Source organism: Streptomyces sp. NPDC020801 (assembly GCF_044334385.1).
Taxonomy (GTDB): Bacteria; Actinomycetota; Actinomycetes; order Streptomycetales; family Streptomycetaceae; genus Streptomyces.
On record NZ_JBIRST010000007.1, the window covers coordinates 233,150 to 248,857 of the forward strand.

The window sequence follows — 15,708 nt, forward strand, 5'->3', positions numbered from 1 at the left end:
GTTGCCGCCGATACGCGGTAGTTGGGGGACGGCTGGGGGGATTTCGAAGAACCGTTTGAGTCGGGTTGCCCGATGCGCGGGGAGAAGGGGTCCCGGTGCGTCGGCGGCTGCCTAGGGGGGCAGCCATGCAACCGGCAAGGAACCGGATGAACACGCGCTGACGTGCGTGTGGGGGGATGACTCATGACGTCGACGCCGTCAGGCGCGCGCCACAACACCGGCACGATCACGAGCACCAGCACCAGCACCAGCACCAGCACCAGCACGGGAACCTTCCGCAGACTCAGGAAGAACCTGCCGAGATACGACTACGAGCACTACAGCCGCCTGGCCGGCCCCCTCACCCAGCCCGACCCGAGCAGGCCGTACCGGGTGCGGTACCGCTCGCTGATCTCGCAGGAACCGCACCGCGTCCGGGTGGCCCTGATGCTGGCCGCCGCGCCGCTTCTGTCGCTGGTGCTGCTGGCCTGGCTGCTGCAGCCGGAGCACTGGACCGAGCGCGACTACCCGGCCTACGACTTCCTGCCGGCGCTCGACGTCGTGATGCTGGTCTCGATCGGCCTGATCGAGTTGTTCCGCTGTCTGAACGTACTGTCGAACGCGCATGCCACCCTGGTCGCCCGCGACCCGGTGCCGGTGGTGCCCGAGACCGGCACCCGAGTCGCCTTCCTCACCACCTACGTGCCCGGCAAGGAACCGCTGGAGATGGTGACGAAGACCCTTCAGGCGGCGGTACGGCTGCGCCACCGCGGCCTCATGCACGTCTGGCTGCTGGACGAGGGGGACGACGACGAGGTGAAGGCGGTCTGCGCGCGGCTGGGTGTGCACCACTTCACCCGCAAGGGCGTCGAGCGCTGGAACCAGGCCGAGGGCCCGCACCGTGCCAGGACCAAGCACGGCAACTACAACGCCTGGCTCCAGGCGCACGGCGACGAGTACGACTTCTTCGCCTCCGTCGACACCGACCACGTGCCGCTGCCCAACTACCTGGAGCGGATGCTCGGTTACTTCCGCGACCCGGACGTCGGCTTCGTCATCGGCCCGCAGGTCTACGGCAACTACGACACGTTCGTCACCAAGGCCGCCGAGTCCCAGCAGTTCCTCTTCCACGCCCTGATCCAGCGCGCCGGCAACCGCTACGGCGCGCCCATGTTCGTCGGCACCTCCAACGCCGTACGGATCAGCGCGCTGCAGCAGATCGGCGGCCTGTACGACTCGATCACCGAGGACATGGCCACCGGCTTCGAGATGCACCGCGCCAAGAACCCCGCCACCGGCCGCAGGTGGCGCTCGGTCTACACCCCGGACGTGCTCGCGGTCGGTGAGGGCCCGGCGGCCTGGACGGACTTCTTCACCCAGCAGCTGCGCTGGTCGCGAGGGACGTACGAGACGATCCTCAAGCAGTACTGGAAGGGCTTCGGCTCACTGCCGCCGGGCAGGCTCTTCAACTACACCATGATGATCATCTTCTACCCGATGTCGGCCCTGAACTGGATCCTGGCCGCGCTGAGCTGCGCGCTCTTCCTGGGCCTGGGTGCCTCGGGCGTGAACATCGACCCGACGGTGTGGCTGATGCTGTACGGCAACGCCTCCGCCCTCCAGATCGGCCTGTACGTCTGGAACCGCCGGCACAACGTCTCCCCGCACGAGCCGGAGGGCTCCGGCGGGGTGGCCGGCATGGTGATGTCCGCGCTGTCGGCACCGATCTACGCGCGCTCGCTGACGGACGCCGTGCTGCGCCGCAGGAGCAGGTTCGTGGTGACCCCGAAGGGCGAGTCGGCCAGCCCCGACACCCTGTTCGGGACGTTCCGCATCCACTGGTTCTTCATCGTGGTCTTCGGCGGCTCCATCGCCGCCGGCCTGGCCCTCGGGCACGCCCACCCCGCGATGATCACATGGGCCTCCTTCGCCCTGCTCATCACCGCCTCGCCGATCCTCGTCTGGCGGTGGACGCTGCGCCAGGAGCGGCGCGGGGCCACCGCCTTCGCGGTCGCGGAGCCGCAGGACGCCGTGCCGCCGTCGTACACCGCACACGCCCCCCAACAGCGGCCCACCTGGACCGGGAGCTCGGAGGGGACGGGCGAGCACACCATGCAGATCGCCCTGGGCGGACTCGGGGGGCACAAGGAATGAGGGACCGAACCGGCCTCCGTCGCGCCCGCCGGCTCGGGATCGGTGCGGTGGTGGTGCTCGCCCTGGCCGGGATGAACGGGCCGTGGCTCTACCGCTTCGGCACGGAGCGCTACCACCAGTACAAGATCGCCCAGCCCGGGTACAAGGCCGCCAACGGCCACTGGGAGATCATCGAGTTCCCGAAGAAGTACCGCCAGGACACCATCCACGCCGTGCTGCTGCACACGGGAAAGGTGCTGCTGGTCGCGGGCTCGGGCAACAACCAGGCCAACTTCGACGCCAAGAGGTTCGACTCCCGCGTCTGGGACCCGGTCAAGGACACGATCAAGAAGGTGCCCACGCCCAACGACCTGTTCTGCACCGGCCACACCCAGCTCGCCGACGGCAACATCCTGATCGCGGGCGGCACCAGGCGGTACGAGAAGCTCAAGGGCGACGTCACCAAGGCCGGCGGCCTGATGATCGTCCACAACGAGAACCCGGACAAGCCGATCACGCTGCCGGCGGGGACCAGGTTCACCGGCAAGGTGAACGGCAAGGCCTTCGTCTCCAAGGATCCCGTCCTGGTACCGCGCGCGAGGAAGAACTTCGACCCGAAGACCGGAAGGTTCCTCGGCAACACCCCCGGCCTCGGCCGCATCTACGTCGAGGCGCAGAAGAGCGGCGCCAGGTACGAGACCGGCACCCAGGACAACTACCGTGTCCAGGGCCTGACCGGCGCCGACGCCCGCAACACCTACGGGATCGCGCAGAAGCTCGCCCTGGACAAGAAGGACTTCCAGGGGATCAGGGACGCCTACGAGTTCGATCCGGTGGCCGAGAAGTACATCAAGGTCGATCCGATGAACGAGGCCCGCTGGTACCCGACGCTCACCACCCTGAGCGACGGGCGGATCCTCGGCGTCTCCGGCCTGGACGACATCGGCCAGCTGGTCCCCGGCAAGAACGAGGTCTTCGACCCGAAGACGAAGAAGTGGGCGTACACCCCGAAGATCCGCCAGTTCCCGACCTACCCCGCGCTGTTCCTGCTGCAGAACGGCAAGCTGTTCTACTCGGGCTCCAACGCGGGCTACGGCCCGGACAACGTGGGCCGCGACCCGGGCGTCTGGGACGTGGACAGCAACAGGTTCACCAAGCTGCCCGGCCTGAGCGACGCGAACATGATGGAGACCTCCGGCACGGTCATGCTGCCGCCGGCGCAGGACGAGAGGTTCCTGGTGATCGGCGGCGGCGGGGTCGGCGAGTCCGCGCTGTCCAGCAGGAAGACCCGGACCATCGACCTGAGGGCGCAGAACCCTCACTTCACCGACGGGCCGTCGCTTCGGCAGGGCACCCGCTACCCGCAGTCCTCGATCCTCCCGGACGACTCCGTACTGGTCTCCGGGGGCTCACGGGACTACCGGGGCCGCGGCGACTCCGACATCCTCCAGGCCCGGCTCTACGACCCGGCGGGCAACACCTTCAAGCGGGTCGCCGACCCGCTGGTGGGCCGCAACTACCACTCGGGGTCGATCCTGCTGCCCGACGGCCGGGTGATGTTCTTCGGCTCCGACTCCCTCTACGGCGACAAGGCCAACACCAGGCCGGGCAGGTTCGAGCAGCGCATCGAGATCTACACGCCGCCCTACCTCTACCGGGACTCGCGGCCCTCCCTGTCTGGCGGCCCGCGGACCATCGCGCGCGGTGCGTCCGGCACGTTCACCTCGCGGCACGCGTCGGTGATCAGGAAGGTCCGGCTGATCCGCCCGAGCGCCTCCACGCACGTCACGGACGTCGACCAGCGGTCGATCGCCCTGGACTTCAGGACGTCCGGGGACCGGATCACGGTGACGGTGCCGAGGAGCCGGAACCTGGTGCAGTCGGGCTGGTACATGCTGTTCGTGGACGACGACCAGGGCACGCCGAGCAAGGCGCAGTGGGTCGAGGTGCCGTAGCGCGCAAGCACTTGGGGGCGCCCTCCGCCGTGGAGGGCGCCCCCGGGGCGCGTGTCGCGGGCGGCTATCCGCTCGCCCTGGCCAGCTTCAGCGCGTAGTCGGCCCACCAGTCCCCCGCCTTCGGGCCACCCTTGCAGGTGCCGTCGGACTCGCCGGGCCGCTTGACCCAGAGGTAGGCGTCGGCCAGCGGGTCGGCCGTCCTGGTGGCCGGGGGCTCACCGAGTGCCCGGCCGGGCGGGTTGCACCAGCGTTCGGCCGGATCGCCGTCCGTGTAGGGGCCGTTGCCGTTGCGGCTGGTGTCGACGACGAAGTGCTTGCCGCCGGTCTTCGCGGAGAGCTGCCTGCCGTAGGTGATGGAGTCCTGGGTGGAGTAGAAGTTGGAGACGTTGACGGCGAATCCGTCCGCCTGCCCGACGCCCGCGCGCCCGAGCGGCTGGAAGATCTCGTCGGGGTGGCCCCAGCCCGCGTTGCCGGCGTCCAGGTAGACCCTGGTGTTCTTCAGGGACTTGAGCCTGACGACCGCGCCCTTGAGGAGGTCGTAGCGCTCCTCCTGGAACTCCTGAGGGGTGCAGCCGTCCACCAGGTGCAGCACGGCGTCCGGCTCCAGGATCACCGTGGCGGCGCGGTCGCCGATGCCCCGGGCTACGCCGTCGATCCAGGCCCGGTAGGCGTCGCCGTCGGCGGCGCCGCCCTGCGAGTACTGGCCGCAGTCGCGGTGCGGGATGTCGTAGAGGACGAGGAGCGCGGTACGGCCCGCCCGGCCGGCGGCCTCGGTGAAGCCGCGCGCCTCCTGCTCGGGGTTCTCCGGCCCGATCCACTCACCGGTCGGCTGCTCGGCGATCCTGCGGATCTGCTCGGCGTCGGCCTTCCGGCCGGACCTGACGTAGGCGGCGACCTGCCGGGCGGCTCTGCTGTCCGGGTTGACCCAGAACGGGTCGGCCTCCTTTGGCTGTTGGGTGATCGTGGCGCTCACGTCACCTTTCCGGCCGCCCCCGTCCGCACCCCCGCTGCCGCCCCCACCCGCCGAGGAACACCCGGCGACCAGCAGTGCCGCCCCCAGGACCATCGCGGACGCCCGTGCCCTCGCCGAAGGGGCGCGCGAGAGGGCCCCCCTCATGCCGTACATGCCAGTCCCCCTTGGTGTGTTCGGCCAGGTCCCATGCTGGCACAGGTGAGACGGCCCCCACGAGAACACCGGGCGCCTGCCGGGGAGTGTCGTCCGGCAGGCGCCCGCGGGGCATCCATCCCCTGTCGTCGGCCATTGGCCATTGGCCATCGGGCATCGGGCATCGGGCACCGGCCATCGGGCATCGGCCATCGGTCTGGGCCAAAGACACCCGGACGTTCTAGAGTCTCCTCGTCCCCGTGTGGTTCACCCCTGAGGCCTCGAGGCCTCCCGCGCCGGTCGCCGGGTCACTCCCGCAGCCCGGGCGCCGCGCGGTCGAGGACCGGCCCGGTCGGCGACTTCCGGGGGAGCGGGTCGTCGGCCGGGCCGGGTGGTGGCGGCCCGGGGGATCAGGGACCGGTGCCCATGAGGTGTGCCGACAGGACCACGTCCACGGTGCCGCCGGACGCGATCAGCCGCAGCTCGGCACGGCTCGGCTGCTGTGCGCCGTGGGCCTGTTGGGCGTCGAACCGATCCCGGGGAAGGACTTCGACGGCGTCGACGGTGAAGTCGGCGACCGTTCCGTCGCCCCGGGCGACGCGCACCGTCGCGCCGGTTCGCAGCGAGCTGATCCGCCGGGCCACGGCCGGCCCGGTCCCGGTGCCCGCGGGCCCGGTCATCAGCGCGGTCCCGGGCGCCCCCGGTGTCACCCCGGCGGCGTACCAGCCGAAGGCACCGGCCCCGTCGGCGGGCGGCGGCTCGACCGTGCCCCGCGCGTCCAGGCCACGGGCCACCACCGGTGCCCGTACGCCCAGGTCGGGGATCTCCAGGCGCAGCGGCACGGCGGCCTTCAGCGGCCGGGCCGCGGCCGGCCGCTTGTCCCCGGCCGGCCGCTTGTCCCCGGCGGGCCGGCCGACCGCGGCCATGTCCCCGGTGGCCATCCCGGACGGCGGTTCCCGTACGTCGGCCAGGTCGCGGCCCCACAGCCACAGGCCGAGCAGCAGCACCACCCAGGCCAGTCCGGTCAGCAGACGGCCGGTGCCGCGAAGGCGTTCACGGTCGGACATCGTGATCGCGTCCTCGGTCCGTCCCCCGGCCGCGCCGGGCGGACCGGCCGCCGCCCGCGCGTCCCGGGCCCGAGCCGAGCGCCCGGGGCAGGAGAACCACGGCGGCCGCGGCGGCCCCCGCGAGCGCCAGCCCGGTCACCGCGTGCGCGGCCCCGGGCACGGCCGGGGCGTGCTGCGCGGCGGACGCCTGCGGCTGGGCGGACGGCTTCGACGGGGCCGGGCGCGCCGATGCCGATGCCGACGACGCCCGTACGGCATCGGGCCCGCCGTGCCCGCCGTCCGCCCCGTGAGCCGCGGGAACGAGGGCGGCTGCCGCCAGAGCCCCCGCACAGAGAGTGAGGTGTAGTGCACCCATCGTGAACCTCCGCTCCCAGGAGACTCCCGATCGGCCGGTCCCGCATCCCGCGGTGGGACCGCGCTGCTCCATCCGGGTGAGGGAGGGTTTGGACGGTGCGGGGGGGGTGCGGGTGAGGTGCGGGGGGGGTGAGTGCGGGAGGGACGAATGGACTGAACGGGCCGACGGGGCTGCGGTCAGATCCGATCGACCAGGTCGGCGATCGAGTCCACGGCCTCGGACGGCCGGAAGGGGTAGCGGTCGACGTCCTTGGGCCGGGTGACGCCGGACAGCACCAGGAATGTGCGCATGCCCGCCTCCAGACCGGCGAGCACATCGGTGTCCATGCGGTCGCCGATCATGGCGGAGGTCTCGGAGTGGGCCCCTATCGCGTTCAGGCCCGCGCGCATCATCAGCGGGTTGGGCTTGCCCACGAAGTACGGCTTCTTGCCGGTCGCCGCGGTGATCAGGGCGGCCACCGAACCGGTGGCGGGCAGGTCGCCCTCGACCGACGGGCCGACGTTGTCGGGGTTGGTGGCGATGAACCGGGCTCCGTTGTTGATCAGGCGCACCGCCTTGGTCAGGGCCTCGAAGGAGTACGTCCGGGTCTCACCGAGGATCACGAAGTCCGGCTCGTGGTCGGTCAGGATGTACCCGACGTCGTGCAGCGCGGTGGTCAGACCGGCCTCGCCTATGACGTACGCGCTGCCGCCGGGCCGCTGGTCGTCGAGGAACTGGGCGGTGGCCAGGGCGGAGGTCCAGATGTTCTCCACCGGCACGTCCAGACCCATGCGCAGCAGCCGGGCCTGCAGGTCGCGCGGCGTGTAGATGGAGTTGTTGGTCAGCACCAGGAACGGCCGGCCGGACTCCCGCAGCTTCTTGAGGAAGGCTTCGGCGCCGGGGATCGGAACGCCCTCGTGGATCAGCACACCGTCCATGTCGGTGAGCCACGACTCGATGGGCTTGCGGTCTGCCATGTGCGGGATCTCCTGCCGTACGCGGGCCTGCGTGAGCCCAGCCTAGCCAGTGGCCGGATCTTGCCGAAACGGTCCGGCACCCGGCTTTCCCGCGTGCGGCGGCGCTGGTGCCGCGGTGGCTCAGCGGCGCCTCCAGGTCAGTAGCAGCGTGCCGCCGACGGTCAGCAGCAGGGCGGTGGCCGTGATCACTCCGAGCGGGGTGGCGAGGCCGGTGCGGGCGAGCTCGTCGGCGAAGGGAAGGCCGTCGGGGGCAGAGGGGCCCTGGGTGGAGGTGGCGGTGGCGGTGGCGTCGGGAGCGGCGGTGACGGTGCCGGCGGGGTCGGGCGCCGGGTCGGCGGCGGGGCCTGGGCTGCGGGCCGGATCGGGTCCGGTGCCGGCTTCCGAGTCGATGCGGAACCGGTAGTCGTTGGACTGGCCGACCCAGTCCCCGTCGTCGTCGTGCCGCTGTACGACGGCGGCCTTCGCGGTGACCTCGTTCGTTACGGCGTCGGACGTGATCGCCAGCCGGACCTTCACGGTGACGGTCTTGCCCGGGGCGATGGTGAACCCGGGCAGTCCGGCGTCGAAGGGACCGACGAGCTCGGCCTGGTCCGTGCTCTCGAAGCGCACGGGGTAGGGACGGGAGCCGTCGTAGAACTCCAGCCGGGGCTGGCCGGCCTTGAGGGCGCGCTTGACGTCGACGAGGACGACGACCGGGTGGATGGCGGCACAGGTGGCGGAGGTGGTGTTGGTGAGGTCGATGGCGAAGGTGCCGTATCCGCCACCGGCGCTGTAGGAGTCGGGGCCGCCGTGAATGCGGCTGGTGATCGGGAAGTGACGGTCGTCCGGCCCGGCACAGGTGGGACGCGAGTCGGCATGGGCCGGCCCGGCCAGAACGACGGCGGCTGCGGCAAGGCAGAGGGACAGGGGCGTGCACAGTCGCATGAACATATGACCATCCCGGAACGCCACTGCCACCCGGGAGCCACGCCGCCCCGAGACCTCGAACAGCGCCACAACATCACCCACCCGGCCCAACCCCCGGACCGCCCCGGCCCGGCAGGTCCTCCCCCACCGGCTCTCTTCGGCCGCCCCACCCCGGCGGTCCCCGGTTCAGGCGGTCCTGGTCCCCCGGCCGGTTCACCTACGGGCCGCCCTCGCGCTGGTTCATCCGGCCGGTACGCCTCGCCGGTACGCCGCGGTCGGCTTTCGGCTCTCCCGGGCCGGTTACCCGTCCCCCCGGCCGAACATCGGCGCGAGCAGCAGTTGAGCCGATCCCTCCGCGACTCCCCGTTCCCCACCCGGAGCGAGCCGTACGGGCACTGCCCCGCTCGGCACTCCCTCACGCCGGGCCCGTGCGGCCAGCACCGCGGACACACCGTTCACGAACGCCTCCGGCGCGGCGGCCACCGTGCGGCCGCCCAGCAGCACCAGGTCGATGTCCAGCAGCCCTACCAGGTTCGCCGCCCCGGCCCCCAGCACCCGGGCCGCCTCCTCGATGTCCCCACGTCCGACGGCGGCCAGGCACAGCGCCTCGACGCACCCCCGGTCCCCGCACCCGCACCGCGGCCCGTCCAGCTGGATCACCTGGTGCCCGAACTCCCCCGCCCCGGTCCGCGCCCCCCGGTGCACGCTCCCACCGATCACCAGCCCGGCCCCGAGGCCCGTACCGAGGTGGAGGTAGGCGAAGGACCCGCCCTGGCCCTCGCCCTCCCCCTCCCCCACGACCGCAACGGCGAGCCCGAGTGCCGCGGCGTTGGTGTCCTTGTCGACCACCACCGGCAGCCCGAGCCGCCGCGCCAGCGCGTCCCGCAGCGGAAAGCCGTCCCACTCCGGGAACCCGGTCACCCGGTGCAGCACCCCGCGCACGTGGTCGAGCGGTCCGGGCAACGCCACCCCCACACCGACAAGGGACTCGGCACCCGCCGACGCGCCCCCGGAGGCCGCCGTAGAAGACGCCACGGATGACGCACCGCAAGCCGGACCGGAAGCCGCACCGGCATGCCCGAGCGCGTCCGCCGCCAGCCGTTCGACCTCCCGGGCCACCCCCTCCACGACGGCCTCCGCCCCCGCGCCCAGGTCGAGCGGGGCGCGCCGCTCGCCGACGACCGTCCCGTTCAGGTCGACCAGCACCGCCCGCACCTCGTCGCGGTCGACGTGCACCCCCATCGCGTGCCCGGCCTCCGGCACCAGCCGCAGCACCGTCCGCGGCTTGCCCCCGGTGGACGCCCGGCGGCCCGCCTCCGCCACTAGCCCCTCCTCACGCAGCCGGGCGGTGATCTTGCTGACGGCCTGCGGGGTGAGTCCGGTGCGCTCGGCGAGTTCCAGCCGGCTGATCCCCTCCACCCCGGCCCCGCGCAGCAGGTCGAGCACCAGGGCGGTGTTGTGGCTGCGCAGGGCGAACAGGTTCGCCCCCGCGGTGGCCGCGCCACGTGCCAGGCCCGTACCCGTAGCCATCGCCGTACCCGTACCTGTAGCCATCGCCGTAGCCGTAGCCGTAGCCGTAGCCGTAGCCGTAGCCGCCACTGCGCCCGTTCCGCCCTTCCCACTGCTCACCCTCCCATTGTCCCCACCGCTTGCACTTTGGCAACAGCGTTGCGAAAGTAGGACGCATGACTGGCACGAATGGCACGAATGGCATGACTGGCATGACTGGCATGACTGGCACTGGCCCGGCCGGCACCCGTGGCACACCCGGCGCCCCCCTCCGCGTGGGTCTCGTCGGCTACGGCCTCGCGGGCTCCGTCTTCCACGCCCCGCTGATCGCCGCGACAGGGGGCCTGACCCTCGACACGGTCGTCACCTCGAACCAGGAGCGGCAGGCGCAGGCCCGGGCGGAGTTCCCGGACGTGCGCCTCGCGGCCGGCCCCGACGAGCTGTTCGCGCGCGCCGACGAGCTCGACCTGATCGTCGTGGCCTCCCCGAACAGGACGCACGTCCCGCTCGCCACCGCCGCCCTGAAGGCCGGCCTGCCGGTGGTCGTCGACAAGCCGGTCGCCGGTACGGCGGCCGAGGCGCGGGACCTCGCGGCCCTCGCCGAGGAGCGCGGTCTGCTGCTGTCCGTGTTCCAGAACCGCCGCTGGGACAACGACTTCCTCACTCTGCGCAAGCTGATCGCCGAGGGCGAGCTGGGCGACGTATGGCGGTTCGAGTCCCGCTTCGAGCGCTGGCGGCCGAAGCCGAAGGGCGGCTGGCGTGAATCGGGCGACCCGGTGGACATCGGAGGTCTGCTCTACGACCTCGGGAGCCATGTGGTCGACCAGGCCCTCGTCCTCTTCGGCCCGGTCACGCAGGTGTACGCCGAGACGGTCGCCCGCCGGGCGGGCGCCGAGACCGACGACGACACGTTCATCGCACTCACCCACGCGAACGGCGTCCGCTCGCACCTGTACGTCTCCGCGACAGCCGCCCAACTGGGCCCGCGCCTCCGGGTCCTGGGTTCGCAGGCGGGCTACGTCAAGTACGGCCTCGACCCGCAGGAGGCCGCGCTGCGGGACGGCCGGCGCCCGGGCCCCGACGGCTGGGGCACGGAGGACGAGCCCCTGTGGGGCCGCATCGGCGCGGGAGAGTCCCCGCTGACCGGCGGCGGCCGCCCCGTACCGACCCTGCCCGGCGACTACCCGGCGTACTACGTGGCCGTGGCCGCCGCCCTGCGCGAGGGCGCCCCGAACCCCGTCAGCGCCCGGGAGGCGGCCGCCGCCCTCGACGTACTGGAGGCGGCCCGGCGCTCGGCCCGCGACGGTGTGGCGGTGACGCCGTGACGAACAACCCGAGGGCCGGCTCCAGGACCACGACCTCCGCGCAGGTCACCCCCAGGTCCACCCCGGAGATCACCCCGAGCGTCGAGGAGCTCGAGGCACAGGAACGCCGTCTGGTCTTCCGGCAGTTCACGTACGACGACGCCTGGGCACTGGGCTCGCTGCTGGTGGAGCTGGCCCGGGAGCGGCAGGCCCCGGTCGCCATCGACATCCACCGCGCCGGCCAGCAGCTCTTCCACGCGGCCCTGTTCGGCTCGACCCCCGACAACGACGCCTGGATCGCCCGCAAGCGCCGCGTGGTGGAGCGGTACGGATCGGCGTCGTACCTGGTGGGAGCCCGTTTCCGAGCCAAGGGAACGACGTTCGAGGACTCCTCGCGCCTGGATCCGGACCGGTACGCGGCCCACGGCGGCTCCTTCCCGATCATGGTGGAGGGCGTGGGCGTGGTCGGCGCGGTGACCGTGTCCGGTCTGCCGCAGCTTCAGGACCACCGGCTCGTGGTGGAGGCGCTGGAGCAGTTCCTGGACCGGTAGGCCCCTTGAGGGATTACCGGCGAGTTCCCCCGGGTTGGGGTGGCTGTACGGGTGATGATCACGGCACCCCGCCCGGAGGGATTGGAACCGATGAGCGACACGGCAGCACCGCTGGAGGAGACGGTCGGACGGTACGGCGTCTGGAGCGTCGGCCTCCGCTCCGAGGACCCGGCCCGGCGCGGCGAAATCGCCGAGGCCGCCGCCGAGTTGGAGGAACTCGGCTACGGCACCGCCTGGCTCGGCGGCAGCAGCGCCGCCCCGAACGCCGCCCCGCTGCTGGCGGCGACCTCGCACCTCGCCGTCGGCACCAGCATCCAGAGCATCTGGCAGCACGACGCCGAGGCGAGCGCGGCCGGCTTCGCCGAGCTGGAGGCCGCCCACCCCGGCCGGTTCGTGCTGGGTCTCGGGGTGAGCCACGCCAAGCTCGCGGAGCAGTACCGCCGCCCGTACTCGGCGCTGGCCGCCTATCTCGACGCCCTGGACGCCGCCGGGGTGCCCGCGGACCGCCGGGTGCTGGCCGCGCTCGGCCCGAAGACACTGGAACTGTCCCGGGACCGGGCGGCGGGCGCGGTCCCGTACCTGGTCACGGCCGAGCACACCGCCCGGGCCCGCGAGATCCTGGGCGAAGGCCCCCTGCTGGCCCCGGAGTTGAAGATCGTCCTGGAGCAGGACCCGGGCCGTGCCCGCGCTACTGCCCGCGGCTGTCTGGCCCTCTACCTCCAACTCCCCAACTACACCAACAACTTCCTGCGCCTGGGCTTCACCGAGGACGATCTGCTGGAGGGCGGCAGCGACCGCCTGGTCGACGCGGTGTTCGCCTGGGGTGATGAGTCCCGGATCCGTGAGCGCGTCGAGGAGTTCCGGGCGGCGGGCGCGGACCACGTGGCCATCCAGGTGGTGACCGACGGCGAGCGGGACGCGCTGCCGAGGCGGGAGTGGCGCCGTGTGGCCTCCCTCCTCGGCTGAGCGGTCCCGCCGGCGGGGCGCCTACGCGTCCTTGAGCTCCTGACGCTGGCGCCCCAGCCCCTCGATCTCCAGCTCCACCACGTCCCCGGAGCGCAGATACGGCTTGGGCTCGGGCCGGCCCATGGCCACCCCCGCCGGCGTACCGGTGTTGATGACGTCCCCGGGGTACAGGGTCATGAACTGGCTGACGTAGCGCACGACTTCGGCCACCGGGAAGATCTGCTGCGCGGTGGAGCCGTCCTGCTTGAGCTGGCCGTTGACCCACAGCCTCAGCGAAAGCGCCTGCGGGTCCGGCACCTCGTCGGCCGTCACGAGCCAGGGCCCGAGCGGGTTGAACGTCTCGCAGTTCTTGCCCTTGTCCCAGGTCCCGCCGCGCTCGATCTGGAACTCCCGCTCGGAGACGTCGTGCGCCACCGCGTAGCCGGCGACATGCGCGAGCGCCTCCTCCCGCGACTCCAGGTACCGCGCCGTGCGCCCGATGACCACCGCGAGCTCCACCTCCCAGTCGGTCCTGGTGGAGCCGCGGGGCACGAGCACGGTGTCGTCCGGGCCGACCACGGTGTCCGGCGCCTTGAAGAAGATCACCGGCTCGGTGGGCGGCTCGGCGCCGATCTCGCGGGCGTGGTCGTGGTAGTTCAGCCCGATGCACACGATCTTGCCGATGCGCGCCAGCGGAGGCCCGATCCGCAGCCCGCCGACGTTCAGTGCGGGCAGCTCCCCGGCGTCGGCGGCGGCCCTGATCCGGCCGAGCGCCGCGTCTTCGGCGAGCAGGGTGCCGTCGATGTCCGCGACGACACCCGACAGGTCGCGCAGCGTTCCCCCGGCGTCCAGCAGCGCGGGCCGCTCCGCCCCGGCCGTACCGACTCGCAGCAGCTTCATGTTCCCCATCTCCCTCGAACGCGGGCAGCCCGGCCGATGAAGACGACCCGGGTGCGGCGGGCGCAGCCATCGGAGGGCTGGTCGATCCTCCAAGGTCGACGTCCAGTCCGCAATACCACGTTCACGTACTGGACCGTGGTCACGGGCGCCGCCGCCTTCAGCGGTACAGGACCGCCCGCTCCACCGTGCTCCATGCCGTGCTGGTCACCACGTACAGCGCGGCCGCCAGCGGCACCACGGCCACGGTGACGAGGGTGAAGAAGGACATGAAGGGCATGACCTTGCCGACCGTGCCGAGCCCGGGCCCCTGGTCCCCGCCGGCGCCCGCGAGCGCGAGCGCCCCGCCGCCGGCCGTCGTGCGCTTGGTCCGCAGGTAGTTGAAGGTCGCGACGGCGGCCACGACCGCGAACAGCCCGACGTACACGAGTCCGGCCCCGCCGAAGACCTGGCCGTCGGTGAGCACGTCCGCCCACCGCCCGCCCAACGGCGCGCCGAACAGCCGATGGCTGAGCAGCCCGTCGGCCTCGCCGCCGGCCGCCGGGCTGGAGAACAGGCGGTAGAGGAGGAAGAAGGCGGGCAGCTGGCACAGGCTCGGCAGGATGCCCGAGAACGGCGACACCTTTTCCTCCGCGTGCAGCTCCAGCACCGCCTTCTGCAGCTTCTGCGGATCCTTGCGGTACCTCTTCCGCAGCTCGGCGATCCTCGGCTGGAGCGCGGCCCGCGCCCGCTGCCCGCGCGCGGCGGCCCGGGAGAGGGGGTGGACGAGGAGCCGTACGAGCGCGGTGAACAGGACGATCGCGGCGGCGGCCGCGGAGGCGTGGAACAACGGCTGGAGCAGCGCGGCGAGCTGCTCGACCAGGTTGGCGAAAACGGACATGGGTGAGCCCTCCGGGGGTCTCGTCGTGCCGGGTGCAAAGGGGATGGCGGCATGACGACCCGCGTGGGGCCCCGAGGTGTGCGGGCGCGCACGTACGCGCGCCGGGGTGCCCTACGCGATGGTCGCCGGGAGGGCGCGTCCGGGCGCTCGGGGCCGTGGCCGGCCGGCGGCGTCGGGATCGCGTTGGGGCAGGAAGGCCGTACGGCGGTCCCGGTCCCGGATGGCCGTACGCACCCGGGTGCGCGGCACCGCGGGCGCACAGCGCGAGGCGAGCAGGGCGCAGGCGACGAGCGCGGAACCGGCCGCGGCGGTGGCGGCGAGGGCGACGGCGGCGGAGAGGCTGCCGGTGTCGAGTACGACGGCCTGGAGAAGGTGGAGCACCAGGAGCAGCAGCGCGGCGGCGGGGAGCGGACGGCGGACCCGGTTGCGTATCACGCTCGGCTCCCCCTCCCCGTGGGCTCGCGCACTCCCCGTGGGCTCGCGCACTGGCTCTTCGTCGTACCGGTCGTTCCACCGGTCGTTGCACCGGTCGTTGCACCGGTCGTTGCACCGGTCGTTCCACCCGTTATACAGGTCATTATACAGGATCGATCTCGAGTGGCTGGAGCAGCCGCCTCGGCTTCAGCAGCGCCCGGCTGACCGGATCGGCCGGGTCCGGATCGAGTCCGGGGCCCGGCATCATGATGACGTCCTCGACGGGCACGACGGTTGCGCAGGCGGGGCATTCGCCGTAAGGGCCGAGTTCGGTGCCGCAGTCCGCATGCCGGAAGTAGCGCAGCTGCACCTCGGTGAAGTGCTCGCGCCCCCACAGGCCGAGCGCCCGCAGGGCGGGCCACAGGGCGATGCCGCGCTCGGTCAGGACGTACTCGTCCCGGGGCGGCGACTGCTGGTACCGCCGCTTCTCCAGGATTCCCTCCGCGGTCAGCGCCTGGAGCCGGGCGGCGAGGACCGCGCGGGGGATGCCGAGGTGGACCAGGAAGTCGTTGTAGCGCCGGACGCCGTAGAGCGCGTCACGGACGACGAGCAGTGTCCACCGCTCCCCGACGATCTCCAGCGCGCGGGCGATCGAGCACTCCTGCGTCGCGTAGTCCTTGCCCAGTGCCATGGGGTCCACTGTAGCCACTTTTCGCCACCTGGGTTCAGTGAACGAACTTACGGTGTTACGG

The 15,708-nt window shown here is 72.3% G+C and carries 14 protein-coding genes; 5 read left to right on the forward strand and 9 right to left on the reverse strand.

Annotated elements, in window-relative coordinates:
• Window positions 1-183: 183 nt before the first annotated feature.
• Together ACH4UM_RS17110 and ACH4UM_RS17115 are read left to right on the forward strand one after the other, a co-directional pair.
• Window positions 184-2,133, forward strand: coding sequence for a glycosyltransferase family 2 protein (locus tag ACH4UM_RS17110; RefSeq protein ID WP_398179196.1), 1,950 nt, complete (start codon window positions 184-186; stop codon window positions 2,131-2,133).
• Window positions 2,130-4,067, forward strand: a complete 1,938-nt coding sequence (locus ACH4UM_RS17115) for a galactose oxidase-like domain-containing protein (protein WP_398179199.1) — start codon at window positions 2,130-2,132, stop codon at window positions 4,065-4,067. Before ACH4UM_RS17110 ends, ACH4UM_RS17115 begins: the two co-directional genes overlap by 4 nt.
• 64 nt (window positions 4,068-4,131) lie before the next feature.
• Here ACH4UM_RS17115 and ACH4UM_RS17120 read toward each other — a convergent pair whose 3' ends face one another.
• From ACH4UM_RS17120 to ACH4UM_RS17140, 5 genes are all read right to left on the reverse strand, one after another.
• On the reverse strand, window positions 4,132-5,193 hold the full coding sequence (locus ACH4UM_RS17120) for a glycoside hydrolase family 6 protein (RefSeq protein ID WP_398179202.1): 1,062 nt from the start codon (window positions 5,191-5,193) through the stop codon (window positions 4,132-4,134).
• 389 nt (window positions 5,194-5,582) lie between these two features.
• A complete protein-coding gene (locus ACH4UM_RS17125; RefSeq protein ID WP_398179205.1) occupies window positions 5,583-6,239 on the reverse strand; it encodes a sortase domain-bontaining protein in 657 nt (218 codons plus the stop codon).
• Between the two features lie 531 nt (window positions 6,240-6,770).
• Complete coding sequence (locus tag ACH4UM_RS17130) at window positions 6,771-7,550, reverse strand: HAD-IIA family hydrolase (RefSeq protein WP_398179208.1); 780 nt, start codon at window positions 7,548-7,550, stop codon at window positions 6,771-6,773.
• Between the two features lie 120 nt (window positions 7,551-7,670).
• Complete coding sequence (locus tag ACH4UM_RS17135) at window positions 7,671-8,480, reverse strand: hypothetical protein (protein ID WP_398179211.1); 810 nt, start codon at window positions 8,478-8,480, stop codon at window positions 7,671-7,673.
• Window positions 8,481-8,756: 276 nt separating this feature from the next.
• Window positions 8,757-9,986 carry an ROK family protein gene (locus ACH4UM_RS17140; RefSeq protein WP_398179596.1) on the reverse strand — a complete coding sequence of 410 codons (1,230 nt, stop codon included), beginning with the start codon at window positions 9,984-9,986 and terminating at the stop codon, window positions 8,757-8,759.
• Window positions 9,987-10,186: 200 nt separating this feature from the next.
• On the opposite strand from ACH4UM_RS17140, the gene ACH4UM_RS17145 reads away from it, so the two are divergent.
• The 3 genes from ACH4UM_RS17145 (at window position 10,187) to ACH4UM_RS17155 (ending at window position 12,786) form a co-directional block, all read left to right on the forward strand.
• Window positions 10,187-11,290: a Gfo/Idh/MocA family oxidoreductase gene (locus tag ACH4UM_RS17145; RefSeq protein WP_398179214.1), complete on the forward strand. Its 1,104-nt coding sequence runs from the start codon at window positions 10,187-10,189 to the stop codon at window positions 11,288-11,290.
• The gene (locus ACH4UM_RS17150) at window positions 11,287-11,820 is read left to right on the forward strand and encodes a heme-degrading domain-containing protein (protein WP_398179216.1); all 534 of its coding nucleotides are present in this window, start codon (window positions 11,287-11,289) and stop codon (window positions 11,818-11,820) included. The genes ACH4UM_RS17145 and ACH4UM_RS17150 overlap by 4 nt, the downstream gene beginning before the upstream one ends.
• Window positions 11,821-11,910: 90 nt before the next feature.
• Window positions 11,911-12,786: an LLM class F420-dependent oxidoreductase gene (locus tag ACH4UM_RS17155; RefSeq protein ID WP_398179219.1), complete on the forward strand. Its 876-nt coding sequence runs from the start codon at window positions 11,911-11,913 to the stop codon at window positions 12,784-12,786.
• 21 nt (window positions 12,787-12,807) lie between these two features.
• Here ACH4UM_RS17155 and ACH4UM_RS17160 read toward each other — a convergent pair whose 3' ends face one another.
• The 4 genes from ACH4UM_RS17160 to ACH4UM_RS17175 form a co-directional block, all read right to left on the reverse strand.
• On the reverse strand, window positions 12,808-13,665 hold the full coding sequence (locus tag ACH4UM_RS17160) for a fumarylacetoacetate hydrolase family protein (RefSeq protein ID WP_398179221.1): 858 nt from the start codon (window positions 13,663-13,665) through the stop codon (window positions 12,808-12,810).
• Window positions 13,666-13,822: 157 nt separating this feature from the next.
• On the reverse strand, window positions 13,823-14,542 hold the full coding sequence (locus ACH4UM_RS17165) for a YidC/Oxa1 family membrane protein insertase (protein ID WP_398179224.1): 720 nt from the start codon (window positions 14,540-14,542) through the stop codon (window positions 13,823-13,825).
• Window positions 14,543-14,653: 111 nt separating this feature from the next.
• A complete protein-coding gene (locus ACH4UM_RS17170; RefSeq protein WP_398179227.1) occupies window positions 14,654-14,977 on the reverse strand; it encodes a DUF6412 domain-containing protein in 324 nt (107 codons plus the stop codon).
• A gap of 142 nt (window positions 14,978-15,119) precedes the next feature.
• Entirely contained in the window at window positions 15,120-15,647 is a 528-nt protein-coding gene (locus ACH4UM_RS17175) for a winged helix-turn-helix transcriptional regulator (protein ID WP_398179230.1), read from the reverse strand.
• Window positions 15,648-15,708: the final 61 nt, after the last annotated feature.

Coding starts and splice junctions, on each gene's coding strand:
- ACH4UM_RS17125 (WP_398179205.1), bottom strand. CDS start 6,239: ATGTCCGACCGTGAACGCCTTCGCGGCACCGGCCGTCTGCTGACCGGA.
- ACH4UM_RS17120 (WP_398179202.1), bottom strand. CDS start 5,193: ATGTACGGCATGAGGGGGGCCCTCTCGCGCGCCCCTTCGGCGAGGGCA.
- ACH4UM_RS17155 (WP_398179219.1), top strand. CDS start 11,911: ATGAGCGACACGGCAGCACCGCTGGAGGAGACGGTCGGACGGTACGGC.
- ACH4UM_RS17110 (WP_398179196.1), top strand. CDS start 184: ATGACGTCGACGCCGTCAGGCGCGCGCCACAACACCGGCACGATCACG.
- ACH4UM_RS17140 (WP_398179596.1), bottom strand. CDS start 9,986: ATGGCTACGGGTACGGGCCTGGCACGTGGCGCGGCCACCGCGGGGGCG.
- ACH4UM_RS17135 (WP_398179211.1), bottom strand. CDS start 8,480: ATGTTCATGCGACTGTGCACGCCCCTGTCCCTCTGCCTTGCCGCAGCC.
- ACH4UM_RS17145 (WP_398179214.1), top strand. CDS start 10,187: ATGACTGGCACTGGCCCGGCCGGCACCCGTGGCACACCCGGCGCCCCC.
- ACH4UM_RS17115 (WP_398179199.1), top strand. CDS start 2,130: ATGAGGGACCGAACCGGCCTCCGTCGCGCCCGCCGGCTCGGGATCGGT.
- ACH4UM_RS17165 (WP_398179224.1), bottom strand. CDS start 14,542: ATGTCCGTTTTCGCCAACCTGGTCGAGCAGCTCGCCGCGCTGCTCCAG.
- ACH4UM_RS17175 (WP_398179230.1), bottom strand. CDS start 15,647: ATGGCACTGGGCAAGGACTACGCGACGCAGGAGTGCTCGATCGCCCGC.
- ACH4UM_RS17130 (WP_398179208.1), bottom strand. CDS start 7,550: ATGGCAGACCGCAAGCCCATCGAGTCGTGGCTCACCGACATGGACGGT.
- ACH4UM_RS17160 (WP_398179221.1), bottom strand. CDS start 13,665: ATGAAGCTGCTGCGAGTCGGTACGGCCGGGGCGGAGCGGCCCGCGCTG.